This is a genomic window from Pseudomonas sp. NY15181 (assembly GCF_048068055.1).
In the GTDB taxonomy this organism is placed as follows: domain Bacteria; phylum Pseudomonadota; class Gammaproteobacteria; order Pseudomonadales; family Pseudomonadaceae; genus Pseudomonas.
In genome coordinates this window covers 137,879-164,188 of the sequence record NZ_JBLUPT010000010.1, presented here as the reverse complement: position 1 = coordinate 164,188, position 26,310 = coordinate 137,879, and the positions used below count along the sequence as shown (strand labels likewise).

General features: G+C 62.8%; 29 protein-coding genes and 1 pseudogene. 15 read left to right on the top strand and 15 right to left on the bottom strand.

The features are described 5' to 3' along the window. The first annotated feature begins 256 nt into the window (after positions 1–256). Positions 257–718, top strand: coding sequence for a Rid family hydrolase (locus tag ACNFBT_RS21845; RefSeq protein WP_416752828.1), 462 nt, complete (start codon positions 257–259; stop codon positions 716–718). Between the two features lie 19 nt (positions 719–737). Here ACNFBT_RS21845 and ACNFBT_RS21840 read toward each other — a convergent pair whose 3' ends face one another. Next, positions 738–1,706 (bottom strand): LysR family transcriptional regulator, encoded by a 969-nt coding sequence (locus ACNFBT_RS21840; RefSeq protein ID WP_416752827.1) that lies wholly within the window; start codon positions 1,704–1,706, stop codon positions 738–740. A gap of 106 nt (positions 1,707–1,812) precedes the next feature. On the opposite strand from ACNFBT_RS21840, the gene ACNFBT_RS21835 reads away from it, so the two are divergent. After that, positions 1,813–2,154, top strand: coding sequence for a tyrosine-type recombinase/integrase (locus tag ACNFBT_RS21835; RefSeq protein ID WP_416752826.1), 342 nt, complete (start codon positions 1,813–1,815; stop codon positions 2,152–2,154). Between the two features lie 348 nt (positions 2,155–2,502). Here ACNFBT_RS21835 and ACNFBT_RS21830 read toward each other — a convergent pair whose 3' ends face one another. The 5 genes from ACNFBT_RS21830 to ACNFBT_RS21810 all read right to left on the bottom strand — a co-directional run bounded on the left by ACNFBT_RS21830 (position 2,503) and on the right by ACNFBT_RS21810 (position 5,766). Next, a complete protein-coding gene (locus ACNFBT_RS21830; protein ID WP_416752825.1) occupies positions 2,503–2,928 on the bottom strand; it encodes a GNAT family N-acetyltransferase in 426 nt (141 codons plus the stop codon). Positions 2,929–3,018: 90 nt separating this feature from the next. Continuing rightward, positions 3,019–3,594 carry a DinB family protein gene (locus ACNFBT_RS21825; RefSeq protein ID WP_416752824.1) on the bottom strand — a complete coding sequence of 192 codons (576 nt, stop codon included), beginning with the start codon at positions 3,592–3,594 and terminating at the stop codon, positions 3,019–3,021. 82 nt (positions 3,595–3,676) lie between these two features. Then, positions 3,677–4,534 (bottom strand): PhzF family phenazine biosynthesis protein, encoded by an 858-nt coding sequence (locus tag ACNFBT_RS21820; RefSeq protein ID WP_416752931.1) that lies wholly within the window; start codon positions 4,532–4,534, stop codon positions 3,677–3,679. Positions 4,535–4,649: 115 nt separating this feature from the next. Further along, positions 4,650–5,330, bottom strand: a complete 681-nt coding sequence (locus ACNFBT_RS21815) for a LysE family translocator (protein WP_416752823.1) — start codon at positions 5,328–5,330, stop codon at positions 4,650–4,652. Positions 5,331–5,361: 31 nt separating this feature from the next. Beyond that, a complete protein-coding gene (locus ACNFBT_RS21810; protein ID WP_416752822.1) occupies positions 5,362–5,766 on the bottom strand; it encodes a VOC family protein in 405 nt (134 codons plus the stop codon). A gap of 140 nt (positions 5,767–5,906) precedes the next feature. Between ACNFBT_RS21810 and ACNFBT_RS21805 the strand changes: the two genes are divergently transcribed. The 8 genes from ACNFBT_RS21805 to ACNFBT_RS21770 all read left to right on the top strand — a co-directional run bounded on the left by ACNFBT_RS21805 (position 5,907) and on the right by ACNFBT_RS21770 (position 12,428). Then, positions 5,907–7,265 carry a PLP-dependent aminotransferase family protein gene (locus tag ACNFBT_RS21805; RefSeq protein WP_416752821.1) on the top strand — a complete coding sequence of 453 codons (1,359 nt, stop codon included), beginning with the start codon at positions 5,907–5,909 and terminating at the stop codon, positions 7,263–7,265. Positions 7,266–7,357: 92 nt separating this feature from the next. Beyond that, entirely contained in the window at positions 7,358–7,789 is a 432-nt protein-coding gene (locus ACNFBT_RS21800) for a hypothetical protein (RefSeq protein ID WP_416752820.1), read from the top strand. A gap of 208 nt (positions 7,790–7,997) precedes the next feature. After that, complete coding sequence (locus ACNFBT_RS21795; RefSeq protein ID WP_416752819.1) at positions 7,998–8,351, top strand: hypothetical protein; 354 nt, start codon at positions 7,998–8,000, stop codon at positions 8,349–8,351. Between the two features lie 105 nt (positions 8,352–8,456). Next, entirely contained in the window at positions 8,457–8,906 is a 450-nt protein-coding gene (locus tag ACNFBT_RS21790) for a hypothetical protein (RefSeq protein WP_416752818.1), read from the top strand. An 89-nt stretch (positions 8,907–8,995) separates the two neighbouring features. Beyond that, complete coding sequence (locus ACNFBT_RS21785; protein WP_416752817.1) at positions 8,996–9,247, top strand: DUF2933 domain-containing protein; 252 nt, start codon at positions 8,996–8,998, stop codon at positions 9,245–9,247. 81 nt (positions 9,248–9,328) lie between these two features. Further along, on the top strand, positions 9,329–11,590 hold the full coding sequence (locus tag ACNFBT_RS21780; RefSeq protein WP_416752930.1) for a heavy metal translocating P-type ATPase: 2,262 nt from the start codon (positions 9,329–9,331) through the stop codon (positions 11,588–11,590). Between the two features lie 111 nt (positions 11,591–11,701). After that, on the top strand, positions 11,702–11,971 hold the full coding sequence (locus ACNFBT_RS21775; protein ID WP_416752816.1) for a heavy-metal-associated domain-containing protein: 270 nt from the start codon (positions 11,702–11,704) through the stop codon (positions 11,969–11,971). Positions 11,972–11,984: 13 nt separating this feature from the next. After that, positions 11,985–12,428, top strand: coding sequence for a DUF411 domain-containing protein (locus ACNFBT_RS21770; RefSeq protein ID WP_416752815.1), 444 nt, complete (start codon positions 11,985–11,987; stop codon positions 12,426–12,428). 127 nt (positions 12,429–12,555) lie between these two features. Here the strand turns inward: ACNFBT_RS21770 and ACNFBT_RS21765 are convergent, their stop codons facing one another. After that, on the bottom strand, positions 12,556–13,521 hold the full coding sequence (locus ACNFBT_RS21765) for a GlxA family transcriptional regulator (RefSeq protein ID WP_416752814.1): 966 nt from the start codon (positions 13,519–13,521) through the stop codon (positions 12,556–12,558). 96 nt (positions 13,522–13,617) lie between these two features. On the opposite strand from ACNFBT_RS21765, the gene ACNFBT_RS21760 reads away from it, so the two are divergent. Both ACNFBT_RS21760 and ACNFBT_RS21755 read left to right on the top strand, forming a co-directional pair. Further along, entirely contained in the window at positions 13,618–14,070 is a 453-nt protein-coding gene (locus tag ACNFBT_RS21760; RefSeq protein WP_416752813.1) for a tautomerase family protein, read from the top strand. A 695-nt stretch (positions 14,071–14,765) separates the two neighbouring features. Further along, positions 14,766–16,151, top strand: a complete 1,386-nt coding sequence (locus ACNFBT_RS21755) for an APC family permease (protein ID WP_416752812.1) — start codon at positions 14,766–14,768, stop codon at positions 16,149–16,151. Between the two features lie 573 nt (positions 16,152–16,724). On the opposite strand, the gene ACNFBT_RS21750 is transcribed toward ACNFBT_RS21755, so the two are convergent. The 3 genes from ACNFBT_RS21750 to ACNFBT_RS21740 are packed head-to-tail and all read right to left on the bottom strand — an operon-like array spanning position 16,725 to position 17,643. Beyond that, entirely contained in the window at positions 16,725–16,949 is a 225-nt protein-coding gene (locus ACNFBT_RS21750) for a YMGG-like glycine zipper-containing protein (protein ID WP_416752811.1), read from the bottom strand. A gap of 11 nt (positions 16,950–16,960) precedes the next feature. Next, positions 16,961–17,344 carry a hypothetical protein gene (locus ACNFBT_RS21745; protein ID WP_416752810.1) on the bottom strand — a complete coding sequence of 128 codons (384 nt, stop codon included), beginning with the start codon at positions 17,342–17,344 and terminating at the stop codon, positions 16,961–16,963. Further along, entirely contained in the window at positions 17,341–17,643 is a 303-nt protein-coding gene (locus ACNFBT_RS21740; protein WP_416752809.1) for a hypothetical protein, read from the bottom strand. The genes ACNFBT_RS21745 and ACNFBT_RS21740 overlap by 4 nt, the downstream gene beginning before the upstream one ends. Before the next feature lie 383 nt (positions 17,644–18,026). Between ACNFBT_RS21740 and ACNFBT_RS21735 the strand changes: the two are divergent. Next, a pseudogene (locus ACNFBT_RS21735) lies at positions 18,027–18,443 on the top strand (ABC transporter substrate-binding protein); the annotation flags it as partial. A 77-nt stretch (positions 18,444–18,520) separates the two neighbouring features. Here the strand turns inward: ACNFBT_RS21735 and ACNFBT_RS21730 are convergent. Next, complete coding sequence (locus tag ACNFBT_RS21730) at positions 18,521–19,813, bottom strand: OprD family porin (protein WP_416752808.1); 1,293 nt, start codon at positions 19,811–19,813, stop codon at positions 18,521–18,523. Between the two features lie 150 nt (positions 19,814–19,963). Further along, positions 19,964–20,770: an alpha/beta fold hydrolase gene (locus ACNFBT_RS21725; RefSeq protein WP_416752807.1), complete on the bottom strand. Its 807-nt coding sequence runs from the start codon at positions 20,768–20,770 to the stop codon at positions 19,964–19,966. Between the two features lie 480 nt (positions 20,771–21,250). Here ACNFBT_RS21725 and ACNFBT_RS21720 point away from each other — a divergent pair, with 480 nt between their 5' ends. Continuing rightward, complete coding sequence (locus tag ACNFBT_RS21720; RefSeq protein ID WP_416752806.1) at positions 21,251–21,955, top strand: MgtC/SapB family protein; 705 nt, start codon at positions 21,251–21,253, stop codon at positions 21,953–21,955. A gap of 72 nt (positions 21,956–22,027) precedes the next feature. On the opposite strand, the gene ACNFBT_RS21715 is transcribed toward ACNFBT_RS21720, so the two are convergent. Then, complete coding sequence (locus ACNFBT_RS21715) at positions 22,028–23,137, bottom strand: polyamine ABC transporter substrate-binding protein (protein ID WP_416752805.1); 1,110 nt, start codon at positions 23,135–23,137, stop codon at positions 22,028–22,030. Positions 23,138–23,228: 91 nt separating this feature from the next. Further along, the gene (locus tag ACNFBT_RS21710) at positions 23,229–24,044 is read right to left on the bottom strand and encodes a carbon-nitrogen hydrolase family protein (protein WP_416752804.1); all 816 of its coding nucleotides are present in this window, start codon (positions 24,042–24,044) and stop codon (positions 23,229–23,231) included. 130 nt (positions 24,045–24,174) lie between these two features. Here ACNFBT_RS21710 and ACNFBT_RS21705 point away from each other — a divergent pair, with 130 nt between their 5' ends. Further along, the gene (locus ACNFBT_RS21705; protein WP_416752803.1) at positions 24,175–24,966 is read left to right on the top strand and encodes a LuxR C-terminal-related transcriptional regulator; all 792 of its coding nucleotides are present in this window, start codon (positions 24,175–24,177) and stop codon (positions 24,964–24,966) included. A 145-nt stretch (positions 24,967–25,111) separates the two neighbouring features. Here the strand turns inward: ACNFBT_RS21705 and ampC are convergent, their stop codons facing one another. Further along, positions 25,112–26,257: a class C beta-lactamase gene (ampC, locus tag ACNFBT_RS21700; RefSeq protein ID WP_416752802.1), complete on the bottom strand. Its 1,146-nt coding sequence runs from the start codon at positions 26,255–26,257 to the stop codon at positions 25,112–25,114. Between the last annotated feature and the right edge of the window lie 53 nt (positions 26,258–26,310).

Here is a 26,310-nt window from a genome sequence, read left to right as displayed (position 1 = left end):
TGTTTCCTTTCAATTTGATGAAGTTCAATCGCACCCGTTTCGGGGCCCACACGTTGCAGGCATTACCGTAGCCACGAGTACGCTCCTCAGCGTCGTTGCTTGAGGACGAGCAAAAGATAACGAAACAACGCGCCTCTCGGTGGCGCACTTTTGCGCCTATGTCGGCTCATTTTTGCGCCATGGAATACGCAGCCGCGCTGCTAGCATTCGCCGTTCCATTCGGATCAAGCCGGTCCGTCATGTGCAGGAGAATGCAATGGCAGCTTCACAACCGTTCAACAAGCAGACCGCCTACTGGGGCGTTTCCTGGGAGGAGGCGTATGGCTATCCGCAGGCACGGCGGGTAGGAAACGAGATCTACGTATCCGGCCAGTTCAACCATGACGAGGCCGGCAATCTGCTAGCCCCGGCGCCGCTGAACGCCGACGGCAAGCCCAGTGATTTCTCGTCGATGGGCGGGCAGATGCAGGTCGCTTACGACAACATTGCGAAGCTGCTCGCCTTGTATGGCGCGACGCTGCAAGACGTTGTCGAGGAAACGCTTTATGTACTGGACATGGACGCTGCCTTCGCGGTGGTCGGCAAAGTGCGCAAGGCGGCCTATGGCACTGAGCGGCCTCAGTGCGCGAGCAATATCATTGGGGTGTCGAGGCTTGCCCAGCGTCCGCAGCTGATCGAGATCGCGTGTAAGGCCGTGATTGGCGCTCGGGAAATCTAAGCTGCACTCCCGGTTTCGATCAGGTGACCGGGAGTACCGACTGCCCCTCGACCAAGGGCTTTTGACTGGCCACGGCAGCGGCGCAGAAGGTCATGAATGCTTTGACGCGCCACGATTTTCGAATGTCCTGGTGCGTCAGCAGCCACAACTCGTCCTGAAGCTCTGGCACCACCGGGCCGGCACGTACCAACCCTGGGGTGATGTCGCCCAGCATGCAGGGCAGGAATCCAAAACCCAGGCCCGCCGCGATGGCGACACTTGCGGCTGCAACAGAATCGGTGCGGTAGGCAATGCGCTCAGCGGCGACCCTGCTTTCGACATAACTTGTTGCCCTCAAACCGCAGAGCGCCGCCGAGTAGGACACCCATGCCTGCCCCTCTTCGAAAAGGGCCTCGCCAGTCATCTGCTTGGCGCTGCAGTAAGGTGCCCAGGCAATGTTCGCCAGTTTACGGCCCACCAGGCTTTCTGCAGGTTTTCTCGTCGCTCGAATCGCGATATCCGATTCATCCCGGGCGAGGCTGAGGGTTTCATTGCCCACCAGCACCTCGATGCTGATCCCCTCGTTCAGGGCCTTGAAGTCCGCGATGATGGGGGTGAGGAAGTACAGCAGCAGCGAGTCGCTGGTGGTAATGCGAAGTTTCCCGAGGGGGCCTTGGCCTGAACGTGAAACACGCCGCGTGACGCTGACGATATCCAGCTCCACTCGCTCGGCGAGTGCTCGCAACTCAGCACCCTCGGCGGTGAGCAGATACCCTGATTTGCGGTGGTCGAACAGCGCGATGCCGAGCGTTCGCTCAACTTGAGCAACGCGGCGCGAAACGGTGGATACATTGATGCCAAGCTTCTTGGCCGTAGCCGAACGATTGCCGCAATCACTGAGCGTCTTGATGATGCGCAAGTCGTCCCACGAGAGCTGATTGACAGCCTCGGCTACGTCCCACTTCGTCCCATCAGGGGCAGCCGGAGCTTTTCCAGTTAGCGAGTTCACGCGGTTCGTTCCAGATGTGAAGGCGCTGATGATACGAGAAGGGGGTGGGTGAAGCAGCCACATTGTTCCGGCGATTGGTTGAAAACCGTTATGCCGACTGGTTGCTATGGGGCGGTTAGCGCCCCTGGCTCTGGAAGCCTGGATACATCAAGCCCATCTCCAAAGCGAGGATTGCCTTTTTCCAAGCCGGCTACATGCCTCAATGCATCTCTCCACCCGGCATTACGCCCGAATCGTCAAAGCATGGGTAAAAGCTATTGGCCTTGATCCAGCCATGTATGGCACCCACACGATGAGACGTACGAAGGCATCGCTGATCTATCGCAGGACAAAGAACCTGAGAGCAGTTCAGCTCCTGCTCGGCCATGCGAAGCTTGAGAGCACGGTGCGATACCTAGGCATTGAGGTCGATGACGCATTGGAGATGGCGGAGCAGACGGACGTCTGACGACGCACAGCGACGGTCGAGGTATGACCGTCGCTATCCGACCCGAAGCGGACAACCACGACAGGCTGCATACGCCCAGTAGTGGGTGGCGGGAACTTACTCTTACCGCAACTGGCCAAGGGCGCGTTTAATCCGCCCCAACGAGCGACGTGAGTGATAGTCAAACACGCTATTCTGCCCAACCAGTTGGAGCGCCAGTCGGGCCAGGTGAACACGCTTACACAGGGTTCAGTGTGTCGCGTTCACCGATTGAATCCACAACCCTTGGCTGACATTGAAGACGAGCGCCAAATGGGCGATTGCAGCCTGCTACGCAGTGCAGCTATCGGCTCAAGATCCAAAACACGGTCAGCACAACGACTTCTGGAAATACAGCCGGGTATGTCCCGGTGGGTAATCTGCCAGGCGTCCGAATTCGGAGTAACCAAGTTTTTGATAGAACCCGGGTGCCTGAAAGCTGAACGTCTCCAGCCAGATACCTGTGCAGTTCTTTTTCCGCGCGACATCTTCGGCCATGCGCATTAGCCGTTCTCCGATACCCTGGCCACGCATCGACTCGGGAACACTGACCAGATCGATGAGCAGCCATCGATAAGAGACCTTGCCGTACAGCCCGCCAATGACTTCGTTACTGTCAGGATCTCGTAGCAACAGGGCAAACGTTTCATGGGCATCGTCACCACCGTTGGCCAGGTTATGGGCCAGCAACGGGGTCAGAATTCCTAACCGCTCTTCTTCAGTCGCATTTTCCGAAAGCTGGATTTCTACAGACATGGCGCTCTCCCTGAGCAGTGAATAACTGGGGCGGCAAGGTTGCCCTTTGCGCATCCATCGAGAGTTGCTGCTCACCAAAGGCACAAAGGCTCAGCGAGCCTTGCGATAGTGATCCCTGATGAATACGGGCAGATCGTTCGAGGGGGGCGTAAACGGAATCTGGTACATCATGTCACCGACGAAGCCGCGGTGATAGGTGGCGTGGTTGATCAGATGCAACACGATTTCTTCCTGTGTCATGGCACCTTTCCCCCCTCCGACAAACTCGAAGTGGACGACAGTGGACAGATCCTCGAACGACCAACTGTCGACGAGATTCACGTACCACTGGTCCATGAGCTGAACCGCGTCCCACAGATTACCCAACGTTGGCGCATGTTCAGTGTTGCGGGACGTGTAGTGGTGCTTCTTGCCTTGCAGATGGTGCCGGAAGATATCGTCCACCACATACACGTGGTTCAGCGTATGAACCATGTTGCCAAAGCGCGTCTGCCTGGGGCGAAGCGCCTCGCCGTCCGGCAGGTTCCTCACGCTGTTGAACGTCAGCTCATTCGCCCAGGCCTTGTAGCGCACCAGCATTTTCAAGGTGTCCGTGGTGGATGCGGACGGAACAGCGGGGAGGGTGGTTCCTTGGGATTCCAGCTGGCTTTCCGGAGCCGAAGACATAGGTGTAAATCCTTGTTTGAACACAATTGATGAGTCGATGACGGCCTTCGCAGCGAGGCTCTGTTGACCTGGGCCGATCCTGTCATCCGTACGGAATGTGCCCCGTCTGACATTCACCTAGCCCCTGAAGATGGCCGGTAACCTGTGTGTGCGTTTTACCGCCGATCCAGAATTGGCCTGCGCTATCGCCAGTCACATGAATGCGCCCTTTGCGGCCGAGGCGGGTACCTTGGGCAGCGATATAGGCACCCTCAACCACGCCTGTGCTGAACAGCCACTGCGCCAGTGAGGCGTTAAGGCTTCCCGTGACGGGGTCTTCGACGGTAGCGCCCAGGTGATCGCTGAAAAAGGCGCGAACTTCGAAAGCAGCGTCACCATGGGAATGCGGGCCAACCACGCCGATGTCGATCCTGCGCGGCCAGCTTCGTTGCGGATTCAGGCCAAGCACGTCCTCTGCCGAAGCCAACCTGATTCCCAGCCATCCGGGACCGTTGTCGATCCAGGCGGAATCGACGACCTCGTGCGCTCCAATCCCCAGAAATTGCACCGCCTCGGTCAGTTCTTCCTTCGAGGGAGGGCCGGAGCGAATCAGCGGTGGCGCGCCAAAGGACAGCAGCCCTTGGTCACGGCGAATGGTCACCAATCCCACTCCGCACTCCTGGACAATTTCCGTCTCTTTCTTCGGCGCCCGCCCGGTGGAAAGCCAGGCATGGCAACTGCCCAATGTCGGGTGCCCGGCAAAAGGCATTTCTCTTTCCAGTGTGAAAATCCGCACCCTGTAATCGGCCAGCGGATGCGTGGGCGATAGCACGAAGGCTGTCTCCGACAGGTTGAACCAGCGCGTGAGGCGCTGCATTTCATCGGTCTCCAGCGTATCGGCCCCGAAGACTACGGCCAGCGGGTTGCCGGAAAGAGGTTCGGCGCCGAATACATCGATCATCTGAAACACACAGGTCACAACACCACTCCTTACGTTCGTAATGACATGGGCAAGTCCGATCAGCCTGGGTGGGGCGTGATCAATCGTCGGCTATCGGCTCAGGTACACCGGGGCATCAGTCTGGCGACACCAGGAGCTTCAATCCCGCGACGGCAAACAGCGCCGAGACAAGCCCTTGAATCCAGCGCCGAAGCCTGGCGTAGCAGGCGATCATCCGGGCGGTCGAAAAGAGGATGGCGTAGCCACCGAATATGATGACCCCGAGCAACGCGCAGCCGCCGAGGATCGCGGCAACGGTGCCGTTGGGGGCGTTCTCGCGCAGTCCCAGCGACATGATCGCCATCCAGGACATGATCGCCTTGGGATTCCCGATGTGCATGAGGACGCCCTGGCGGTACAGCGGCAGGTAGCGCGGTGGCGCGCGTCCGTCATCCACGCCAGTGAACGCCACGGTCGGCTGCATGGCGGACCTGCCCGCACGCAGCGCCAGATAAAGCAGGTAGATGCCACCGATCACCTTGATGACGAGAAGCGCCCGGGCATAGGTGGCCAGCAAGGTGGAGATGCCGGTCGCCGCCAGCAGCGCCCAGAAGAGCGAGCCTGTCATGACGCCGCCGGCCAGGATGAGGGCGGGTGTACGTCCGTCACGCATTGCCGCTGCCATGATCGCCATGTTGCTCAGCCCCGGACTGGCGGCGGCCAGGAAGTACATGCCGAAGGCGAGTGCGACAGGACTGCCGATCATCGAGGCATCCTCCGGCGCGTATCCCGAAACCCATGCAAGGGTTTCGGCCATCCAATCCGCTCCATGGCATGGGACTTCTTCATCATTCCTGGAGGTCTCCGCGATAGACGATGTGGACCTTGTTCCCATCGGGGTCGCGCAGATAGGCGCCGAAATAGCCGTGGCCATAGTGAGGGCGCGCTCCAGGTATTCCTTCGTCCGTACCGCCGCTCGCAAGGCCCGCAGCGTAGGCCGCTTCCACGGCTTCTTCCGAGGCGGCCAGGAAGGCGACCATGCTGCCGTTGCCAACCGTCGATGGCTCGCCATTGCGGGGGATGTAGACGTAGAAGCGTGGCAGCGCCGCTGCACGGGTCACCCAGCATAGCGCCGGCGGCCCGCCATCCGGCGCGACAGCACGGCGTTTCAGGCCGAGCGGGGCGAGGGTTGCATCATAGAAATGGCCGGCTCGCTCCAGATCCTGCGCGCCAACAGTCACATGGCTGAACATCGGACTCTCCGTTGCCCCCGTCATTGCAGCGAGGCTGTTCGTGAAACAGTTGAACGTCGCAAACAACCCTAATGCACGTTACACTTTTGATCTATTTAAATAGTGTCACGTGACACTAATAATCGATCGGGACGTTAACGATGCTTCTTCAATCGCCGTGGACGCCGCGCCTTGCGGAGATCGACGCGAGTGTCGCCGAGCGGCTGGTTCGGGCTCTGGCCGACGACATTGTCGAGGGGCGGCTGAAAGGGGGCGACCGCCTGCCTGCCCATCGAGACCTCGCATGGCAACTGGAAATCGGCCTTGGGACGGTGACAAAAGCCTATGCAGCCCTCGAACGGCGAGGGTTGGTACGCAGCGTCAAGGGCCGGGGAACCTTCGTGGCGATCTGTCAGGCGCATGAGGAGCGGGAGATTGATCTCTCGTCCAATGTGCCGCCGGCGATGCTGACCGCCCGTCTTCTGGCGCGGACCCTGGCTGGGGTCGCGCGGAAGATCGACGCAGATCATCTCAATCTCTACTCGCCACCTGCCGGGCATCTGGAGCATCGACGTCTATTCGCCCGTTGGCTGGAAACCCTCGGTGTATCGGTCGATCCGTCGAATCTGGCGCTGACGGGCAACGCTCGCCAGGCCATTTCGCTGGCTTTCGATCTCACCTGTGGGCCACAGGGGGTGATCCTGACTGAGAGACTCACCTATCCCGGTGCGATTGCGCTGGCCCGGCGCAAAGGTTATCGGATGCAAGGCGTCGAGATTGACGCAGAGGGGATGGTGCCGGAGGCCCTCGCCAATGCCCTCGACAGCGTCGCATCAACCGCCAGCAGGGCGGTCTACCTCACGCCGACGCTGCATAACCCGACCACGGCAACGATGGGTGTGGCACGAAGGCAGGCTATCGTCGATGTCTGCCGGCGGTCGGGTGCCTGGATCATCGAGGACGGTGTCTACGCGCTGGGGCCGCCACTTGCGCCTGCGCTCGCGGCGTTGGCTCCCGAGAGAGTCTTCCACGTCAATGGGCTGTCCAAGTCCCTCGGTCCCGGATTGAGGATCGGCATGCTCACGCTGCCGGCGGGAATGGCTGCCGCGGCGCAAGAAGTCCTGCAGGACATCCCCATGGCTCCGTCGCCATTGTCCTGTGCGGTGGTGGAGGACTGGCTGTCCACGGGTGTCATCGCGTCCATCCCGCAGGACTTGCGTCATGAAGCGTGTCGAAGATCGAGCCTGGCCGTTTCGCTCCTTGGCGCCGTCGAACTCATTTCGCATCCGGATGCCTATCACGTCTGGCTACCGATGCCGCGCGACACTGCCAATCGCCTCGCGGCAGCGGCCGCCGCGCTGGGCATCCGAGTGACGGCCCCCGAATCGGTCATGGTCGAACCTAGTGACCAGGCGGCCGGAATCCGCCTTTGTCTCGGCGGTCCGCTGCTTGAAGATTTGACGCAAGGGCTGACGCTTCTGGCGAGGCTGGTGAAGACCGAGACTGGCGCGATCGCATGACGTCTGGCGGAACCGCAGGCCGGCAGGTGTCTTGTCGAGTGCAGTAGGGTTGGCACAAAGGATATGGAGCGATTTCCAGGGAGGAGCAGTTCATGGTTCACGAGTACAGCTTTGCGCTGATCATTGCGGCGGTGCTTGATGCATTTGCTGCTGCATTGCATATCGGCGTCGTGATAGTCGGGCCGCGCTGGTATCGGCTTTTCGGTGCTGGCGAGCGTTTCGCCCGCGCCGCCGAGGCTGGAAGCATGTATCCGGCGGCCGTGACCTTCGTGATAGCCATGGTCCTTTTTGCCTGGGCGATCTACGCCCTATCCGGTGCAACGGTGATTGGCCCGCTACCGTTCCTGCGCCCGGTCCTGGCTGCGACCACACTGGTTTACCTTCTCCGAGGCATTGCCGGCCCATTCTTGCTGGTTGGCACCGGACACAGTCGGCAGTTCGTCATCATCAGTTCGGCAATCTGCCTGGTTTTCGGAGTCGCTCACTTGCTGGGGCTGGCTCAGATGTGGGGCCGACTCGCATAGGCTTCTGCCTGGCGCAAGCTCTCTCGCTGAACGTCCGTTTCCGAGCCGAAGCAGACGTCCATGCAGGTATCTAGACTGTTGCGAAAGCGGCATCTTTGTTTGATCCGAATCAAGTGTCGCAAAGCCGCCAGCGGTAGTGTCTAGGTTACTTTTGCTACGGACTGAGCAGATGATTTGGTTCCGGAACCATCAACGTACGTTGCTACGCATGGCCTTCGTGCTGTGGGTGCTGGCGTTCGGGGTTGCGGCAAGCCATGGCTGCCTGTCCTACGCAGAGCATGACCCCGCGCTAGCTCATACAGACGTCTCAGTCAGTCTGGAGGGGCAAGCGCACCAGTTGCATGCCAGCGGCTGCCTACAATTCTGTGACGACAGCGCGTCCGCGCTCAATCTGGTGCTGGGGTACCTTCCGTTCGACCAGGCCCTCTGGGTGCTCCTGCTCACGCTTCCGGTCCTCTTCCTGTCTGCCGTAATCCCTCCGCGCTTCGGCGCACTCGCCACGCACCTGCCTGCGCCGCCCCGGCCGCCGGCACGCCTGAGCTTCGTCCGCTTCAACGATTGACCCGCCTTCCGTGCACCCGGACCACCGGGCGCACAGTCTTGCTGCGCCTGCACGACCAGGCGCGGCTGTGCTTCATTTCACCCGTTGAAACACCTGGAGATCGCCATGCACATCACCCTCAAATCGCTCGTCGCCGCACTACTGATCGGCAGTCCGCTGCTTGCCGTGGCTGTCGACGAACATCACCCCGATCAGGCCCCTGCGAAAGCCGAGAGCAAGTCGGCGCCGGCTCAGGGCCAGGAAAAGGCCATGTCCGAGCAGATTCAAAAGATGCAGGCCATTCACGACAGGCTCGCTGCCGCCAAGACCCCGGAGGAGCGCCAGGCGGCCATGCATGACGGCATGCAAGCGATGAAGGAAGGCCTGGGCATGATGCAGAACGGCTGCGCCGGCAAGGGCATGGGGCAGCACATGAAGATGATGGACTCGAAGATGATGGGAATGATGATGCAAATGATGGATCAGCAGGCCGGCATGATGGACCCGCAGTCAGGCATGAAGGGCATGCCCATGCAGCAACCCATGGGCCAGCCGGCCCAGAAACCAGCCCAGTAATCACACGGCGCGGCTCCGGTCTTGGCCTGCAGGGCGGAAGCATCCCCAGGCCAAGGCGGGGCATCCCACTTCCGCCCTGGAGAATACTCATGAACGCTTCGCCTTCATCACACCAGCAGCCGCCATCCTTCTGGCGCAGCAAGCCCGGTATTGCCCTGGGTATGTTGCTGGTAATTGCCTTGTTCTACCTGGCTCGTGAGCACTACGGTCATATCTCGCTGCTATTGCCATACGCGATCCTGTTGCTGTGCCCTCTGATGCACATGTTCGGCCATCACCACGGCGGCCACGGCCATCACAGTGGAACGGGAAAAGCCCCCAAGGACGACGAAAGAGGCTGACTCATGCACGGTCATGAACACGCACACTCATTAGCCGGAAACGAAACCTCCTCTGGCGAAGTGAAAGACCCCGTCTGCGGGATGACTGTCAAAACAGACAGTGCCCATCAACTGCAGTACGCCGGGAAGGTCTACCGGTTCTGCAGCGAAAAGTGCCTGTCGAAGTTCAAGGCGGCACCGGAAATCTATGGCGCCGCTGTGCGGGAGGAGACGACCAACCTCCCGGCAGTTGCAAGTGACACCTGGTACACCTGCCCAATGCACCCCGAGATTCGTCAGCTCGGTTCGGGCACCTGCCCCAAGTGCGGCATGACCCTGGAGCCGGTTCTGCCGGAACTGGAGCAGGACGAGAACCCCGAGCTCCGGGACTTTTCCCGGCGCTTCTGGTGGACCTTGCCCCTGACCATCCTTGTCACGCTTCTGGCCATGGGCGGACACGCCTTGAACCTGTTCCATGGCGCCACGCAGAACTGGGTCGAGCTGGTGATCGCCAGCCCAGTGGTGCTCTGGGCGGGGTGGCCGTTCTACGTGCGCGGAGTGCGCTCGGTGCTCCAGCGCAGCCCCAACATGTGGACGCTAATTGGCTTGGGTACTTCCGCTGCCTATCTCTACAGCCTCGTAGCTACCCTGGCGCCGGCGGCCTTCCCGGCGAACTTCATGATGGAGGGCCGCATCGGCGTCTACTTCGAGGCGGCGGCTGTCATCATCTCGCTCACCTTGCTAGGCCAGATGCTCGAACTCAAGGCGCGCTCGCAGACGTCGGCGGCCATCAAGTCGCTACTTGGCTTGGCACCGAAGACGGCCCGGCGGATCAATGCCGATGGCAGCGAAGAGGACATCCCGCAGAGCCATGTGCACCCAGGCGACCGGTTGCGCGTCCGCCCCGGGGAGAAGGTCCCGGTCGATGGCCTGGTCGTACAGGGGGAAAGCGCAGTCGATGAGTCCATGCTGACTGGCGAACCTCTGCCGGTGCTCAAGCAAGTGGGCGACACGCTCATTGGGGCAACCTTGAACACCCACGGTAGCCTGGTGATGCAGGCGCAAAAGGTCGGGTCGGAAACCATGCTTGCGCAGATCGTGCAGATGGTCGTGCAGGCGCAGCGTTCGAAGGCGCCGATGCAGCGCCTGGCTGACGTCATTGCCGGCTACTTCGTGATGGTCGTCATCGCCATCGCGGCCCTGACCCTGATTGGATGGGGCGTCTGGGGGCCACAGCCCAGTTGGGTGTTTGGTCTGATCAACGCCGTGGCGGTGCTGATCATCGCCTGCCCCTGCGCCCTCGGCCTGGCGACCCCGATGTCTGTAATGGTCGCCACGGGCAAGGCTGCTGGCAGCGGAGTACTGTTCCGCGATGCGGCGGCCATCGAGAACCTGCGCAAGATCGATACGCTGATCGTTGATAAAACCGGCACCCTCACCGAAGGGCGGCCGGCCTTCCAGAGTGTCGAGGCAGCGTCTGGATTCAGTGCCGAAGAGGTCCTCTGGCTGGCCGCCAGCCTTGACCAGGGCAGCGAGCACCCACTGGCCCATGCCATCGTCGAACAGGCCAGGACCCAGGGGCTGGCGTTGAGTGAAGCAGAGGAATTCGAGAGCGCCTCGGGGATTGGCGTGCGCGGCCAGGTTGATGGGCAGCGCCTGCTGCTGGGCAACACTGCATTGCTGGCCGATGCGGGCGTGTCCTGCGGGGCCCTGCAGGTACGTGCCGAACAACTGCGTAGCGAAGGCGCAAGCATCATGTACCTGGCGGTGGACGGTGCCCTGGCCGGTTTGCTGGCGGTAGCTGACCCCATCAAACCTACCTCCAGGCAGGCCGTTCAATACCTCCAGGCCGCCGGAGTTAGGGTCATTATGGCCACTGGCGACGGTCCGACCACCGCGCGTGCAGTGGCCAGGCAATTGGGTATTGAAGAAGTACACGGCGAGGTCAAGCCACAGGATAAGGAGCACCTGGCTGCCAGTCTCCAGGCGGCTGGGCATCGTGTGGCGATGGCCGGAGACGGCATCAACGATGCGCCCGCCCTGGCGCGCGCCGATGTTGGCATTGCCATGGGTACCGGTACGGACGTCGCGATGAACAGTGCCCAGGTCACCTTGGTCAAAGGTGACCTGCTTGGCATTCTCCGCGCTCGCAACCTGTCCATGGCGACGGTGCGCAACATGCACCAGAACCTGGCCTTCGCCTTCGCTTACAACGCCATGGGCATCCCCCTCGCCGCCGGGTTGTTCTACCCCCTGACGGGGCACCTGCTGTCCCCAATCATTGCTGCTTTGGCCATGAGCGTCAGTTCGGCATCGGTCGTCTTCAATGCCGTGCGCCTGCGTAAAGCCTCGCTCGATGGATAAGTTCCGGAGGCTTGACCTTGCCACTATGGCAAGGTCGAGGATAGCTCCACGCTCCGGACAGGTTCAGCCAGTGTTCCGGGCAATAAGGTTTCTTGTTGAGGAGTCACCACGATGAAAAGTATTGATCTGCACGTTGAAGGCATGAGCTGCGCTTCGTGCGTCCGCCACGTGAATGCTGCATTGGCGCCAGTCACTGGGGTTGCCGAGGTGTCGGTTGACCTCGCGGCGGGCCGGGTGCGCGTCAGTGGCGACGCCGATGCCCAAGCATTGATGGCCGCGCTGCAGGATGCCGGTTATCCGGCCAAGGTCGAAGCATCGACCCAGGCCTCGGAAGGTGGCAAGGCGCGTGGCTGCGGCGGCAGTTCCTGCTGCTGTCACTAAGAGGGGGAGCATCATGCACAAGGCACTTCGCTTGACCGCACTGGCCGGGCTGTTCATCGCATCCATCGCCCAGGCCGCCACAACCATCGACGTCTACCGCGACCCCAACTGCGGTTGCTGCAAGAGCTGGATCAAGTACTTGGAGGCCAATGGCTTCAGCGTGAACGACCATGTCGAGCCGAACATGAGTGCGGTCAAGCAGCGCTTTGGCGTGGTACCGCGCCTATCGTCCTGCCACACCGCGGTGATCGGTGGAAAATTCGTGGAAGGGCATGTTCCGGTGGCGCAGATCCACGAGCTGGAGAAGCGTCCGGAACTGCTTGGGCTCGCGGCTCCAGGCATGCCCATCGGCTCGCCTGGCATGGAAATGGGGCAGACCCAGCAGGCTTATCAAATCATTGGGCTTACTCGCGATGGCACCGACGAGGTCATCGCCGACTATCCGGCAACCCAATAACCGTTTGGACTTTCCTGCCGGCGGCTTTCAAGTAGCGTGTCTTGAACTCAACAAGACGCGCCGCTTACCCCGGATGGCCGCTACCGACCCGAAGCGGTGGTTCAAGAATGGTAGAGCAGCCGCTCGATCAACTCTGACGCAATTGTCGTGGGGTCGAGTTCAAGTGTCGGCGTATCAAGCGCCGGAGAGCTGTTGCGTCCTGGTAGCCGACCTGCGCCGAGACGGCCTCGACGGAGTATTTTCCGGATTCGAGCAGCGCTCGGGCCTTGTTCAACTGCACCCGCTGGATAAGCTGCCGAGTGGAGTGCCCGGTGGCCTTGTGGACATGGCGCGACAGGGTTCGCTCGGACATGCCGAGGCTCGCGGCGAGCGCCTTGACGCCGGGCAGTTCCGGCAGCGAATCCTCGATCTGTGCGGTCAGGCGCGAGATCAGGGCATTGCCTTGCACCAGTACGGCGGGGATAACGAACGGCGATTGCAGCTGTCGGCGGTCGAGCAGGAGAGCCTTGCTCACCGAGTCGGCAATCTCGGGCGACAGGCGCCGGCGTAGTAGATGCAGCATGAGGTCGGTTTGAGCGAAGGCGGCACCCGCGGTGGTCAACGGGGGATCGGCCAACACCATGAAGTCCGGGTCGACACGGCAGCCCGGAGAGATTTCCTGCAGGTGTGGCGCCAGCCACCAGGACGTTGTCACCCGCCGCCCCTCCAGCAGCCCGGCCGCGTGCAGCAAGAAGACGGCAGAGCATGACGCTGCAATCTCCTGGCCGTTTGCGATGTGAGTACGCAACGCCGAGAGCAGGGGGGCCGCCCACGGCTCCTGGAGACGCTGCTCAAGCAGGCCGATATCACCGACGCCAATACCCGGTATGACCCAGCAGGAGTTGTCCTGGTCGTTTTGCTCGATCGGTTCCACCTGCAACTGCAGACCATGACCCAGCGTCACGGGGCCGGGTTGAGGGCCACATATCCGCCAGCGCGGCGTCGCCAGGCCACGCCGCTCGCCGACGCTTGTTGCAGTGGCGAGAATGTCCAGGGTGACGGTCACGCTGGAGGCGAACGCGCCCGGAATGACCAGAAGGGTGAAGTCATGCATTGTCCGATTATGCTCGAAAGAAGACGGATCGGTCACTTTTGCAGGGGGCGGAGGCCTGGCCCAATAGCGCCTCTACCCATTGCCAAGGTTTCATTCATGCCCAACATCCTGATCAAGGTTCCCACCGGCGCATTCAGCGAACAGCAACGGGAGCGCCTGTTGAAGCGCGTCAGCGAGACAGCAATCGCTCATGAATACATGGGAAACGATCCTCGGCAGCGCAGCCTGTGCTGGGTGCTCATCGAGGAGGTTCGCGCGGCAGATTGGTTATGCGGTGGGGTGAACCCGCATGCCCAGGTCATTCCCTGCATCGTTATGGTCAAGGTGCCTGCCGGCGTCCTCGATGAGCGAATGCGCGAGGACTACGTCCTGGGCCTGCACCAGGCAATCGAACACTGCAAAGAGCCGGACGATGGGCGCATGCTGATGACTTCGATACAGCTGATGGACATCGCCGATGGCACATGGGGAGCGAACGGGAGCCTTTGGCACCTTGCCGATTTCACCCGTGCTGCCGGTTATGGACACCTGCTTCCGAGTATCTCGTAGGTCATGCTGGATCAGCGTCTGGAGGCGGGAAGCAGTTTCAATCCTTCCTGCCTCGAACCTCTGCTGTTGGCCGTTGGCAGTCATCCGCAGCGGCTGCTTCCGAATCCACGCTGAGGTTGATACGGGCCAGGAAGGGCAGCCGTCCGCGCGCGCAACGAAGGGCAGGGGATGCTCCAGGCGCCCGCGGATTTCGTTGGTCATCAGCAACAAAAATCCTCGTTTCGCGGGGCGCCGGCGTGCGATTAAATGCGCCCGCAACCATCTTCTGGCCGCCTCCTTACGTGAAGTTGACCTTGCCTGGCCTCACCGGCAGACAAGGTGATTTTGCTCGCCCAAGGAGGCGGTCTTTTTTTGCCGGGTGGGTGCGAATGCCTCGATGGCTGAAGGTACGCAATGAGGGCTCCCGTCATCCGCGCATGCCTCGATTCACGCGGTGGAGACTCGATCTGTCCGGCCCTGCAAGTGGCCGGCCCATCTGGATCATCACTCTTCGATGCCGTGGGTGGCTGCATGACCGGTTCGTATGAGGGCAGGGGCCGAGCGTGAAAACGAGGCTGCATGTCGACCATTTTTTTCATTGGGCTCGAACATATTTTTAATAATTTTCCTCAGCTGGAAGCTGACGCACCATGCGCGCCCCATTCGAATAACAACGTCCTTTGAGGCGAGCGAAGCAGGAGTGCCTTGAGTCAGCCATGAAAAAAATAACAAGCGTAATGGATACCTCTCACCCGACCCACCAGCCTCATTGCGAGTCGGGCTCGCCCCGCACGTTCCGCAAATCATTGGGCATTACCGCACTCGTAGTCTTCGGGCTGGCCTATATGGTGCCGCTGGCGGTGTTCACCACCTACGGCCTGGTTACCCGGATGACCATGGGCCATCTGCCCACGGCCTACGCCATTACCCTGGCCGCCATGCTGCTGACGGCATACAGCTACGGTCGCATGGTCCAGGCCCACCCGTATTCCGGCTCCGTCTACACCTACACGCGCAAGACCTTTGGCGCCTGCTTCGGCTTCATGGCCGGCTGGACGCTGCTGCTCGACTATATCTTCCTGCCGCTGCTCAGCTACCTGCTGATCGGCATCTACATGTCCGAGTATTTCCCGACGGTTCCCGCGGCAGCGTGGATCCTGGGGTCCATCGCGCTGGTGACCTTCCTCAATCTGGTCGGCATCGAGTCGATCACGCGGGTGAACTGGATTCTCATCGTTGCCCAGGCCGTATTCATCGTGGTGTTCATCGCGCTTTCGCTGAGCCACCTGAACGGCCAGTCGGAGCCGGTTTCGCTGCTCCAGCCGATCTATGACGAGCATTTCAGCTTCCCGCTTGTCATGTCCGGCGCGGCCGTTCTGTGCCTGTCTTTCCTCGGATTCGACGCCGTCTCGACCATGGCGGAAGAGACGCCCAACCCCAAGCGCCAGATCCCCGCGGCCATCATGCTGGTGACCCTGATCGGTGGCCTGCTGTTCATCGTCGCCGCCTACTTCGGCCAGCTGGTTTTCCCGGAATGGACGGCACTGACGGACGCGGACTCCGCCGCGCTGGACGTGATGCGTCGCATCGGCGGCGAGGGTCTGGTGACCTTCTTCACCGCGACCTATGTGGCGGGTTGTTTCGCCTCCGCGATGGTGTCCCAGGCCAGCGTGTCACGCGTGCTGTTCGCCATGGGACGGGACGGCGCGCTGCCCCGGGTATTCGGCAAGCTGGTTTCGAAGAAGCGCGTTCCGGCCACCGCGATCATGCTGATCAGCCTGCTCTCGCTGATCGCGCTTTTCGTCACCCTGGATACCGTCGCCAACATGATCAGCTTCGGTGCGCTGTTTGCGTTCTCGGCGGTGAACCTGGCCGTGATCAAGCATTACCTGGTCGACCAGAAACTGCGTGGCACGCGTCATTTCCTGAGCTACGGCGCGCTGCCAGCCCTGGGCTTCCTCAGCACGATCTGGCTGTGGTCGAGCCTGTCCGGCATGACCTTCATGATCGGCTTCGGCTGGATGTGCCTGGGGTTCATCTGCCTGCTCAGCGCCACCCGCCTGTTCCGCGTGCAACTGCTGGAACTGCACATGGCGGAATGATCGCTCGCCGGAGTGGCGCCGAGATATCGGGCGTCACTCCGCTTTCCGGTGGTGGATAGTTCTTTCCATTCTGACCGTCACGCCAGCGGAGGAAATCGGTCTAAAAAGTCCCGGCCAGCTCGCCGGGACTTTTGCTAACCTCAATCCAGTAGGTGAGAACGCAGACTGATGCGCAAGTGGATAGCAAGGAGACGTGGGGCACGTTCCCGGGGTACACGGCTGGCAACATCGATATGTCCCATAGGCCGCGTGAAGTGGAGAGGTTGAATCTCTTCCGCCAGATTCCTCAGAAACCTTGTAAGCCGGAGACCAGCGCCGGCCACCTACTAAAACCTCAAGGCCCGACCCCGTGTCGGGCTTTTTCGTTTCATCCGGACGGTCGAAGACTCCAGTCGTGATTCAGGAAGGCCTCCTGGGCGTGCACAGAACCGATGAGAGCAGGCGATCAATGACCCGGGAGCGCTGCGGCGGCCCGGATCGATCTGCCTCCCGCACCCAGGCGGAGCCCGCCTGAAAGGGGCGTTCGATGATCCCTGCCAGAGAAACACCCTGTCATCGTACGGACCGGCCAGACTACTTCTGCTGCTTGCCTTTGATATTGCCGACAACACCCCCGGCGACGGCGCCAACCGCTGCGCCGGTCCATGCACTGCCGCCGGCGATTGCGGCAATGCCGGCGCCGGCGGCGGCACCGATGGCGGCGCCGCTCACCGTCCCTTGCTGCTCGGATGTCATTGAGGTGCAGCCGATCACACTGGCTGCGGTGAGGACTGCGGCAAACGAGAGGAACCGTTTCATGTTCATCTCCGCTATTGGTTCTTCTGAAGACCGGGCACGACCATTTCGAACCAGATGGTCTCGATGATGGGCCGTTTCACGCGATCGGGATTGGCGGCGTACCATTGGTTGAGCTTTTCGCGCACGGAGTCGAGCGATTGTCCCTTCAGGCCCCTGCCGAAACGAGGAATCAAGCTCTGCTCATCGGAGGGGGGCTTTGACCCGTAGTAGGCCGCCTCCACCTGGTAGGCGTTGGCGATGCCGATGAGATAGACCTTCTTGAGCTGCTCCGACGACTGCATCCATTGCTCGCCAGTCACCATGGGCACCTCGTCTGCGCGGGCAATGCCAGACGCCGTAGCCAGGGGCACGCATAGCGCCAACGCCAGCATGCCAATTCGCAATCTCTTCATCATCTCTCCTCCTCGCTGGATTGAACCCCAATGCCGTGCCGCGACCGGCGTTTACCGGACAGGATCACTTCGCTGCTATTGGTGTATCCAGGCACTGAACAATCCACTAACGCCTGTCTTGCCTGGGTAATGGTGAGGTTGGATGCCGCCATGTCGCCCCTGCCGGCAACGTAAAAGGTCTTGCCATGGATCGTGAGGACTCGAAAGGTCCTGCGCTCTTTCATTCCGTCAAGATCACCGGTCCACGGCCGTTGGATCTCATTCGTATCGATTGTGGGCGTGCTCGATTGCGACATCGCCAAGGGCTTCCCCTCAACGGCAGCAAGGGCCGGGGCGGTAGGAAATGCGCAGAAAATTACTGCAAGGCCAGCAAGGACCAACCGCGGGTTCGTTCTACGATGAGCTGGGGAGGGGAGCGGAAAGCTCATCGACATGATTGCGCTCCAACAGGGTAGTGAGCTTCCACTACTTCGATGTTCAGATTGTCGCGCTGAGTCTTGGGCGGCTGTTCAGGTATGGGGACCACGGCAGAAAAAAGCGCCCAGCGAAGCCAGGAACATCACAAGCCGAAACACGCCGGAATACTCACCTGCCGCACCTCGTTCCACCCAGCAAGTTTAGGGGCCGGGACCGGAGAAGTTAGACGATTTTGCTGTTATCGACCTATGCCTTAGCCTTCGCGCCGATGGGCCTGGACCCGCACAGCCAGAACCCCGACGACCTGAAGAAGGCCGAGGCGGCGCTGCTGGCCATCCGTCCCTACGTCCGCGGCGTGGCGATCGGCTACAGCATCCCGCGCGAAGGCTCCACCGTGGCAGTGGACATGGTGGTGATTCCCAAGGGCGCGCCGCACCTGGCCAATGCCTACGCGTACATGAACTACCTGCTCGAACCCAAGGTGATCGCCAACATCAGCAATGCGGTGAAATACCCCAATGGCAACGCCGCCGCGTTGCAGTACGTCGACCCGACGCTGCGCAACAACCCGGCGGTGTACCCGTCGCAGGCGGTGCTCGATACGCTCTTCCCGATCCAGACGCTATCGCCGGCAGGGATGCGCCTGAGCACCCGTCTGTGGACGCGGGTGACCAGCGGCAAGTGATGCTCGCAAGGAGCAGGCCGATCGCCTTCGGCCCGGAGATGGGGCCAGGGCGCAGGTAGCGGCAAGCAAGGCCCGTCTCAGAGGATCAAGAAGTTGTAGCTGGCGATCAGTCGCACCTCGTCCACGTCCCGCGCCGACTGTTCGTAGTTGGTGCGGTAGGTGGCGTTGCGCAGGCGCAGGCTGAGGTCCTTGAAGGTGCCGGTCTGGATCACGTACTTGCACTCCAGGTCGCGCTCCCATTCCTTGCCTTCGTCGCCGCTGGCCAGCCTGATGTGGTCGCCGTTGACGTAGCGGCTCATGACGCTCAGGCCGGGAATGCCGACGCTGCGCAGGTCGAAGTCGTAGCGCAGTTGCCAGGAGCGTTCCTCGGCGTTGGCGAAGTCGTTCACCTGCACGTAGTTGGCGAGGTAGGGGTTGCTGCCGTCGAGGTAGGGCATGGAGTTGTCGCCGTTCATGCGCTGCCAGCCGGCGCTGAGTGTGTGGCCACCCTGGGCGTAGGCGAGCAGCAGGCTGAGGGCGCGGTTGTCGATTTCGCCGGCGCGGGCTGCGCCGTCGTCATCGCTGTCGAACCAGCGCAGGTCCGCGGTCAGTTTTCCGGGGCCGATGGCCTGCTTGCCGACCACGCCGACGTAGCGCTGGCGGTAGACGTTTTCCAGGCCGCCCTGGGCGTATTGCAGTAGCACCTGGTCGCCCAGCTGGTAGTCGGCCTGGTACGAATCGAAGCGGTTGCCGGTGGTGTCGCAGGCGTAGCGCTTGTTCTTGCAGTTCAGACGGATGTCCTGGGCGTCGGTGGAGTCCCGCGCGGTGTAGCGCTCCAGGCGGGTGGCGCTGAGCTTGAGGCCGGAGATTTCCTCGCTGGTCAGTTGCGCACCATGGAACATGTTGGGCAGCAGGCGGCCGTCGTTGTACTTGAGCAGCGGCATGTCCGGCAGCAGGGCACCGTATTTGAGCTGGGTATGGGCAACACGCAGCTTGCCGGTGACGCCGGCCTTGGCGTACTGGTCGGCGGAGTGGCGTGGGTCGTGGCCGGTGGAGGGCAACAGGCCGCTATTGCTGTCGGCGGGGCTGGAGTCGAGCTTGACGCCAAGCATGGCCAGGGTGTCGATGCCCAGGCCCACAGTGCCTTCGGTGTAGCCCGATTGCAGGTTGAGGATGAAGCCCTGCGCGGTTTCCTCACGCTTGGAGGCGCCCTGCGGGTTGGACGAGGTGCCGTCGCGGAAGTCGCGGTTGAAGTACACCGTGCGCGCTTCCAGGCGCGCGCTGCTGTCCTCCAGGAACGCGGCGCTGGCCGGCGGCGCGATGCCGCCGAGCAGGGCCAGTGCGCCCAGGCCGCGGAGCGAGCGGGGCGAGGAGGAGAGGGGCGAAAACATGGTGGAACTCCCGTGCAGCGGTAAAAAAGCGCGGGAAGGTGTCACAGATGGTGGGCGAGGTCTTTGCGACCATGGTCTAGCGTGGCGACAGCGAACCGGCCGCTCTGGAACGAGGCTTGGGTTTGTTCCGGGCGGTGTTGAGGTACTCGTCTAGCCTGCCGTCGCGCCGCCGAAGCGCCGGAGGAAATCGCCCACCGCGTCCAGCACCGCCGACTGCTGCTGGCGGTGCGGGACGTGGCCGCAGTCGGGCAGCAACGTCAGTACCGTGGGCACGCCCGGCACAGAGGTGAGGCGTTCGGGGTGCGCCGCCGAGCCGTATTCGTCCTGCTCGCCATGCAGGCTGAGGATCGGGCATTTCACCAGCGCCAGTTCGGCGTCGAGGTTCCAGTCGCTGAAGTCGTTCGACAGCCAGGTATCGACCCAGGCGCGCAGTACCCAGAAGGCCTTGTCGCCGTGGTACTTCTGCAGGCGCTCCAGCTGACCCTCCCTGGCGAATTCCTGTTCGGCGGCGCGGATGCCGTCGCGGGTCTGGTGCTCGACGAAGGCCTGGGCCGATTCGGTGATCAGCGCCGCGCAGGCCTGCGGATGCTGTGCCGCGCAGGCCACTGCCATGGCGCCGCCGACGCTGTGGCCGAACACCACGCAGCGCTCGAAGCCGAAGTGCCGTTGCAATGCCGGGAAGTGCTCCCGTGCCTCGTCGTCGATGAAGCCCAGGGGCAGGGCGCCGGGGTAGCGTTCGGAGCGGCCGAAGCCCAGGCGGTCGTAGGCGATCACCGGGCGGCCGGTGGCACGCGCGAGGTGTTCCGGGAAGTCCCGCCACAGCGCCACGCAGCCCAGGGAGTCATGCAGCAGCAGGATGGGCTCGTCGCGCGCGTCGGCGGGCGTCCAGTCCTGGGCGAAGAGCTGGCCCTTTTCGGTGCCGATCCAGTGTTCGCGGGTGCTGACGGGCAACGGCATGGGGCTCTCCTGCTGGGCGGGCTGATGCACTTTTCGTTCGCCATGGTATTCCGGCCAGACGCCCACCGCGATGTTCAGTCGAGCGCGCCAGGCCAGGGACGGCACCGGCACTACTCCGGCGCGCTTGCTCCTAATGAAACCTTAAGGCGGCGCGAGGAGGATGAAGACTTGCGGCCGGAGCTGTCCCGGATAGTGCTCACACCGGGTCCGGTCGCTTTTTTTTCAACTTGCACAGGAGTCCTGCCTTGGACACTTGCCCTGGTCGATTGCGACAGGTCTGAACAGCGAGCCGTCCGGCAGAACCCTGCCGCTGTCTCGCTGCGTTGCGGACAGTGGCGATACGCATCCCCCGCGGATGACGCCTCACCATTCCCCTCCGGGGCCTCGCCAGGCCCTTCGATCTCTCGCGATCCATCCCCCGATAGCGCGCCGGCCCCACCCGGCGCATGGACCGGCCACGCGCCGGATACGAGGTGGAACATGGATTGGAAAATCTTCCTGCTGCGGGTCGCCGCGGCACTCGCCCTGGGCGCCCTGATCGGCGCCGAACGCCAGCTGCGCCAGCGCCTCACCGGGCTGCGCACCAACGCCCTGGTCAGCACTGGCGCCTGCCTGTTCGTGCTGATGACCCAGGCCATGCCGGGCCTGTCGGCCGATGCGCCGCGCATCGCCGCCTATGTGGTTTCCGGAATCGGTTTCCTCGGTGGCGGCGTGATCATGCGCGATGGCCTGAACGTGCGTGGCCTGAACACCGCCGCCACGCTCTGGTGCACCGCCGCCATCGGCGTGCTGTGCAGCATGGGGCTGCTGCTGGAAGCCGCGCTGGGCAGCCTGGTGGTGCTGTGCGCCAACATCCTGCTGCGCGACATCGCCCAGCGCCTGAACCATCAGGAGGTGCTGCCGGCCAGCGAGGCGGAGCAGCGTTACGGGGTGGCCATCGTCTGCCGCGCCGAGGATGAGATCCAGGTGCGCAGCCTGATGCTGCACAGCCTGGACGGCGGCGAGCTGCGCCTGCAATCGCTGCACAGCGAAGACCAGCCCAACCCGACCTGGCTGGAAGTGCGCGCCGAGCTGCTCGGCGGCCATGGGGCCGCCGGCCAGCTGGAGCGCATGGTCAGCCGCATCAGCCTGGAGAAGGGCGTCAGTTCGGTGCGCTGGCAGCTGTTCGAGCTGGCCAGCGACTGACGTCTGCGCTCGCTAACGGAACGACAGCCGTAGCGCGGCGCCGGTGGCCAGCCTCGCCGGTGATGAGCGGAGTCAGGTACCGGTCTTGACCTTGCTCCACACCCGCGTGCGCACCCGCTCCGCCTTCAGTGGCAGGGGTTCGAGGGGGAACAGCGTGGCCATCACTTCCTTCGATGGATAGGCGCCGGGGTCGTCGCGCAGCTTCGCGTTCACCAGCGTCGTGGCATCGCGGTTGGCGTTGGGGTAGCCGACGTAGTCGGAGCTCTTGGCGATCACCTGCGGCCGCAGCATGTAGTCGATGAAGGTCAGGCCCTGCTCGGGATGTGGTGCATCCTTGAGCAGCACGAAGCTTTCCACCCACACCGGCGCGCCTTCGCGGGGGATGCTGTAGGCGATCTTGCGGCCATTGCCCGCGCGCTCGGCGGTGAGCCGCGCATCGAACACCCCGCCTTCCCAGCCGACCACCGCACAGGTGTTGCCGTTGGCCAGGTCGGTGATGAATTTCGAGGAGTCGAAGTAGCGCACGTAGGGGCGGATCTTCAGCAGCAGCTCCTCGGCCTTGCGGTAGTCGTCGGGGTTCTGGCTGTTGGGCGGCAGACCCAGGTAGTGCAGGGCGATGGGGACGATCTCCGTCGGCGAGTCGAGCATGGCGACGCCGCACTGGCTGAGCTTGGCGATGTTCTCTTCCTTGAAGATCAGGTCCCAGGTGTTCACCGGCGCCTGGTCGCCGAACAGCTCGTGAATCTTGTCGACGTCGTAGCCGATGCCGGTGGTGCCCCAGAGGTAGGGCGCGCCATAGCGGTTGCCGGGGTCGTTCTTCTGCAGGGTGGCGAGCACTTCCGGGTCCAGGTGCGGCCAGTTCGGCAACTTGGTGCGGTCCAGTTCCTGCAGTACGCCGGCCTTGATCAGGTTGGGCATGACGTCGCCGCTGATGACTACCACGTCGTAGCCGGTGCGCCCGGCCATCAGCTTGCTCTGCATCACCTCGGCGTTGTCGAACACGTCCAGCACCGGGGTGATGCCGCTTTCCTGCTGGAACTCCTTGGGCGTCTCGGGGGCGATGAAGTCGTACCAGTTGTACAGGTGCACGGTGGGGCCGTCGGCGGCCCAGGCGCCGCCGAGGGGCGCGCCGATCAGGTTGGCCAGCGCCAGGGCCGATGCCAGTAAACGGGGGGCTTTCATGGGATGCTCCTGGCCGTCCTCCGTGGGGAGCGCCGGCGGTTTTCATTGGAATTGTTATGGGCAGGTTGCAACCGGTAAAGGGCGGCTCGCTTCAGGGAATCAGCAGTTCGCGGCGGCCGTCGGCGTGCTCGATGCGCTCGCCCGGCAGGCGGAAGCGTTTCTCCCGGTGATAGTCGTACAACTCGCGGGCTGCAGCGAGCCGGGTGAAGTCCAGTTCGATGCTGTGCCGGCATTCCTCGCGCCCGGTTTCGAACAGCAGGTGGCCGAAGGGATCGAACGCGGCGCTGCCGCCGGCGAAGATCAGGTCGTCGTCGCCGCTGCCCACGCGGTTCACCACCACGGCGAACACCTGGTTCTCCTGCGCGCGGGCGGCGATGGAGGTGCGGTGCACGTGGCCGTAGGGCTCCATGTTGCCGTCGGTGACCAGGATCAGCTCGGCGCCCAGCTCGGCCACGGCGCGGGCGGTCTCGGGAAACTCGGCATCGAAGCAGATCAGCAGGCCGATGCGCACGCCGCGCCACGGGAAGGTCACGTAGCGGTCGCCAGGCTCCACCAGGCCGGGTTCGGAGACCCACAGGTGGGTCTTGCGGTAGTGCGCCTGGATGCCTTCGGGGGCGATGAACAGCGTGGTGTTGTAGAAGCGTCCGCCATCGTTCTCGATCAGCCCGACCACCACGGCGACTTCATGGTCGCGGGCGGCTTGGACGATGGCGCGCACGCTCGGGCCGTCGAGGGGCTCGGCGTTGGCGGCGATGTTGCCGGCGTCGAGGAAGCCGGTGATCTGCGACTCGTGGAAGACCACCAGATCGGTGTCCGGCGCGCAGGTGGCGATGGCCTTGAGGATGCGCTGTAGGTTGTAGGCGGTGTCGCCGTCGCGGCCTGCCAGCTGTACCAGTTCGAGTTTCATTGTCGGGCCTTGTTGTTGTTCGAGTGGGTCCCTCCGGGGCCAGTGACAAGGCCCCGGAGGCAATGCAAGTATGCGTTTCGCCTAAGGATTTCCTATCACGTCGAGTAGTTAACCCCGGGGGGGTATGCGGATGAACCTGAGCCTTGCGGATGTGGCCTGGCACCGGTCGGTGGGGCAGTTGGTCGAGTCGCTCGACCGGCCCGGCTTCTGGCCTGCACTGGCGCGGGTGCTGGATGAGTACGTGCCGCTGGATAACTGGGTGGCGCTGCTGTTCAGCGATGGCCGGCCCTACCTGTTCGCCGAGAGCCCCTACGAAGGGGAGTCACCCGATCCGCTGTTCCACGACTACATCAAGGGCCTGTACCTGCTCGACCCGTTCTACGTCGCCAACCGCGAAAGGCCCGGCAGCGGGTTGTTCCGCCTGTCCGAGGTGGCGCCCGAGCGTTTTCGCCAGACCGAGTACTACCGGCTGTACTTCGACCGCAACGTCAAGGAGGACGAGGTGCAGTACAACGTGCAGCTCGACGAGACGCGCACCCTGTGCCTGTCGCTGGGCAGCAGGCGGCGCTTCACGGTGGAGCAGATTGCGCTGCTGGACCTGATCCGCCCCTGGGTCGCCGGGCTGATGCGCCAGCGCCTGTTCTTCGAAGGCGCCATGGCCGAGCAGCCGGCGCGCCAGGTGCCGCGCTGGCAGGGCGACCTGGAGGCGGCGATGGCGCGCCTCGGCACGCCGCTGACCGCCCGTGAGCTGGACGTGATCCGCCTGATGCTCGGTGGCTGCTCGAACAAGGAAGTGGCGAACAAGCTGGATATCTCGGCCGAGACGGTGAAGGTCCACCGCCGGCACATCTACGCCAAGCTGAACATCAAGTCGCAGCCGGAGCTGTTTGCGCTGTTTCTCAAGGCCCAGGCCGACGCCTGAGAACCTGTTTACGATCTCGCGAGCTAGAGCAGAACAAGGCAAAAACAGGCGAGGAAGCGGAGTTTACGTGCTGTAAATGAGCATTCCGAGCCTGTTTTTAACGCAGTTATGCCAACGCACAGCAGATCGTAAACAGGTTCTGAGCTCACTGCAGCCGCGAGAGGATGTCCCAGGCCAGCTTCACCCGCACCTCGTTGGGGTAGTTGCGGTTGGCGAGCAGCACGATGCCGCGCTGCTTGGCCGGCACGAAGGCCACGTAGGCGCCGAAGCCGGCGGTGGCGCCGGTCTTGTTCACCCAGACCTTCTGCTGCGGCGGCAGCGGTGGGGTGATGGCGGTGACCTGCTGGCTGCCCTGGATCATCTGGCTGCCGTTGTACTGCTGCAGCTCCGCCAGTTTCGGCGGGTAGGCGTACTGCTCCCAGATCAGGTCCTGGGTCATCGGGCCGACCTTGTAGTAGCCGGTGCGGGTGGCGTCGATCGCGGCCTGCAGCTTCTCACCCAGCTTGACCCGGCCCAGCTGGATCTCCACGAAATGCAGCAGGTCGCGGCTGCTGGAGCGCACGCCATAGGCCATGTCGGCCAGTACGTCGGGGTTGATCCGCACCGGCGCGTCGTCCTTGTCGTAGCCCTGGGCGTAGTAACCCTGGCGGGTGACCGGCACTTCGATATGGGTGTTGGTGAGACCCAGCGGGGCGAACAGGTTGCGCTGCATCGCCGTCTTGAAGGGTACGTCCAGTGCACGTTCGGTGGCGAAGCCGACCAGGGCGATGCTCGGGTTGGCGTAGGTGCGCTGGCTGCCGGCGAGGTACTGCGGCTGCCAGTCGTTGTAGTACTGGGTGAGCTGCTCCGGCGTCTGTACCGTGTCGGGAATCTGCAGCGGGAAGCCGCCGGCGGTGTGGGTGGCGAGGTTGATCAGGCTGACCTTGTCCAGGGCGCTGCCGCGCAGTTCCGGCATGTAGCGGGTAGGGCTGTCCGTGAGCGACAGCTTGCCGGCGGCCTGGGCGAAGGCGGCGAGGGTCACGGTGAAGGTCTTGCTGATCGAGCCGATCTCGAACAGCGTGTCGCTGGTGACCGGCTGGTGGTTCTCCCGCGAGGCCAGGCCGAAGTTGTAGAAGCGCTGCTCGCCGTTGTCGGTGACGCCGATCGCAAGCCCGGTAATGCCGTTCTCGCGCATCACCGCCTCGGCGGCCTTCTGCACCTTGGCGTCGAAGTCGGGCGTCATGGCGTTGGCCGGGGAAATGCTGGTGAGGGTGAGTGAGCAGCTGAGTACGAGCAGGCCGGTCAGGCGCATGGCGAACATCCTGTTGCGATGGGCAAGGGCTGACCCTAGCACCGCCGCGCCCA

Bases quoted from the DNA above. Each gene is read 5' to 3' on its own strand.
- ACNFBT_RS21790 (WP_416752818.1), top strand. From the start codon at position 8,457: ATGCACATCACCCTCAAATCGCTCGTCGCCGCACTACTGATCGGCAGT.
- ACNFBT_RS21830 (WP_416752825.1), bottom strand. From the start codon at position 2,928: ATGTCTGTAGAAATCCAGCTTTCGGAAAATGCGACTGAAGAAGAGCGG.
- ACNFBT_RS21785 (WP_416752817.1), top strand. From the start codon at position 8,996: ATGAACGCTTCGCCTTCATCACACCAGCAGCCGCCATCCTTCTGGCGC.
- ACNFBT_RS21800 (WP_416752820.1), top strand. From the start codon at position 7,358: ATGGTTCACGAGTACAGCTTTGCGCTGATCATTGCGGCGGTGCTTGAT.
- ACNFBT_RS21825 (WP_416752824.1), bottom strand. From the start codon at position 3,594: ATGTCTTCGGCTCCGGAAAGCCAGCTGGAATCCCAAGGAACCACCCTC.
- ACNFBT_RS21730 (WP_416752808.1), bottom strand. From the start codon at position 19,813: ATGTTTTCGCCCCTCTCCTCCTCGCCCCGCTCGCTCCGCGGCCTGGGC.
- ACNFBT_RS21715 (WP_416752805.1), bottom strand. From the start codon at position 23,137: ATGAAAGCCCCCCGTTTACTGGCATCGGCCCTGGCGCTGGCCAACCTG.
- ACNFBT_RS21770 (WP_416752815.1), top strand. From the start codon at position 11,985: ATGCACAAGGCACTTCGCTTGACCGCACTGGCCGGGCTGTTCATCGCA.
- ACNFBT_RS21835 (WP_416752826.1), top strand. From the start codon at position 1,813: ATGGGGCGGTTAGCGCCCCTGGCTCTGGAAGCCTGGATACATCAAGCC.
- ACNFBT_RS21725 (WP_416752807.1), bottom strand. From the start codon at position 20,770: ATGCCGTTGCCCGTCAGCACCCGCGAACACTGGATCGGCACCGAAAAG.
- ACNFBT_RS21710 (WP_416752804.1), bottom strand. From the start codon at position 24,044: ATGAAACTCGAACTGGTACAGCTGGCAGGCCGCGACGGCGACACCGCC.
- ACNFBT_RS21780 (WP_416752930.1), top strand. From the start codon at position 9,329: ATGACTGTCAAAACAGACAGTGCCCATCAACTGCAGTACGCCGGGAAG.
- ACNFBT_RS21810 (WP_416752822.1), bottom strand. From the start codon at position 5,766: ATGTTCAGCCATGTGACTGTTGGCGCGCAGGATCTGGAGCGAGCCGGC.
- ACNFBT_RS21755 (WP_416752812.1), top strand. From the start codon at position 14,766: ATGAAAAAAATAACAAGCGTAATGGATACCTCTCACCCGACCCACCAG.
- ACNFBT_RS21820 (WP_416752931.1), bottom strand. From the start codon at position 4,534: ATGATCGATGTATTCGGCGCCGAACCTCTTTCCGGCAACCCGCTGGCC.
- ACNFBT_RS21765 (WP_416752814.1), bottom strand. From the start codon at position 13,521: ATGCATGACTTCACCCTTCTGGTCATTCCGGGCGCGTTCGCCTCCAGC.
- ACNFBT_RS21705 (WP_416752803.1), top strand. From the start codon at position 24,175: ATGAACCTGAGCCTTGCGGATGTGGCCTGGCACCGGTCGGTGGGGCAG.
- ACNFBT_RS21750 (WP_416752811.1), bottom strand. From the start codon at position 16,949: ATGAAACGGTTCCTCTCGTTTGCCGCAGTCCTCACCGCAGCCAGTGTG.
- ampC (WP_416752802.1), bottom strand. From the start codon at position 26,257: ATGCGCCTGACCGGCCTGCTCGTACTCAGCTGCTCACTCACCCTCACC.
- ACNFBT_RS21845 (WP_416752828.1), top strand. From the start codon at position 257: ATGGCAGCTTCACAACCGTTCAACAAGCAGACCGCCTACTGGGGCGTT.
- ACNFBT_RS21805 (WP_416752821.1), top strand. From the start codon at position 5,907: ATGCTTCTTCAATCGCCGTGGACGCCGCGCCTTGCGGAGATCGACGCG.
- ACNFBT_RS21815 (WP_416752823.1), bottom strand. From the start codon at position 5,330: ATGGCCGAAACCCTTGCATGGGTTTCGGGATACGCGCCGGAGGATGCC.
- ACNFBT_RS21760 (WP_416752813.1), top strand. From the start codon at position 13,618: ATGCCCAACATCCTGATCAAGGTTCCCACCGGCGCATTCAGCGAACAG.
- ACNFBT_RS21795 (WP_416752819.1), top strand. From the start codon at position 7,998: ATGGCCTTCGTGCTGTGGGTGCTGGCGTTCGGGGTTGCGGCAAGCCAT.
- ACNFBT_RS21775 (WP_416752816.1), top strand. From the start codon at position 11,702: ATGAAAAGTATTGATCTGCACGTTGAAGGCATGAGCTGCGCTTCGTGC.
- ACNFBT_RS21720 (WP_416752806.1), top strand. From the start codon at position 21,251: ATGGATTGGAAAATCTTCCTGCTGCGGGTCGCCGCGGCACTCGCCCTG.
- ACNFBT_RS21745 (WP_416752810.1), bottom strand. From the start codon at position 17,344: ATGATGAAGAGATTGCGAATTGGCATGCTGGCGTTGGCGCTATGCGTG.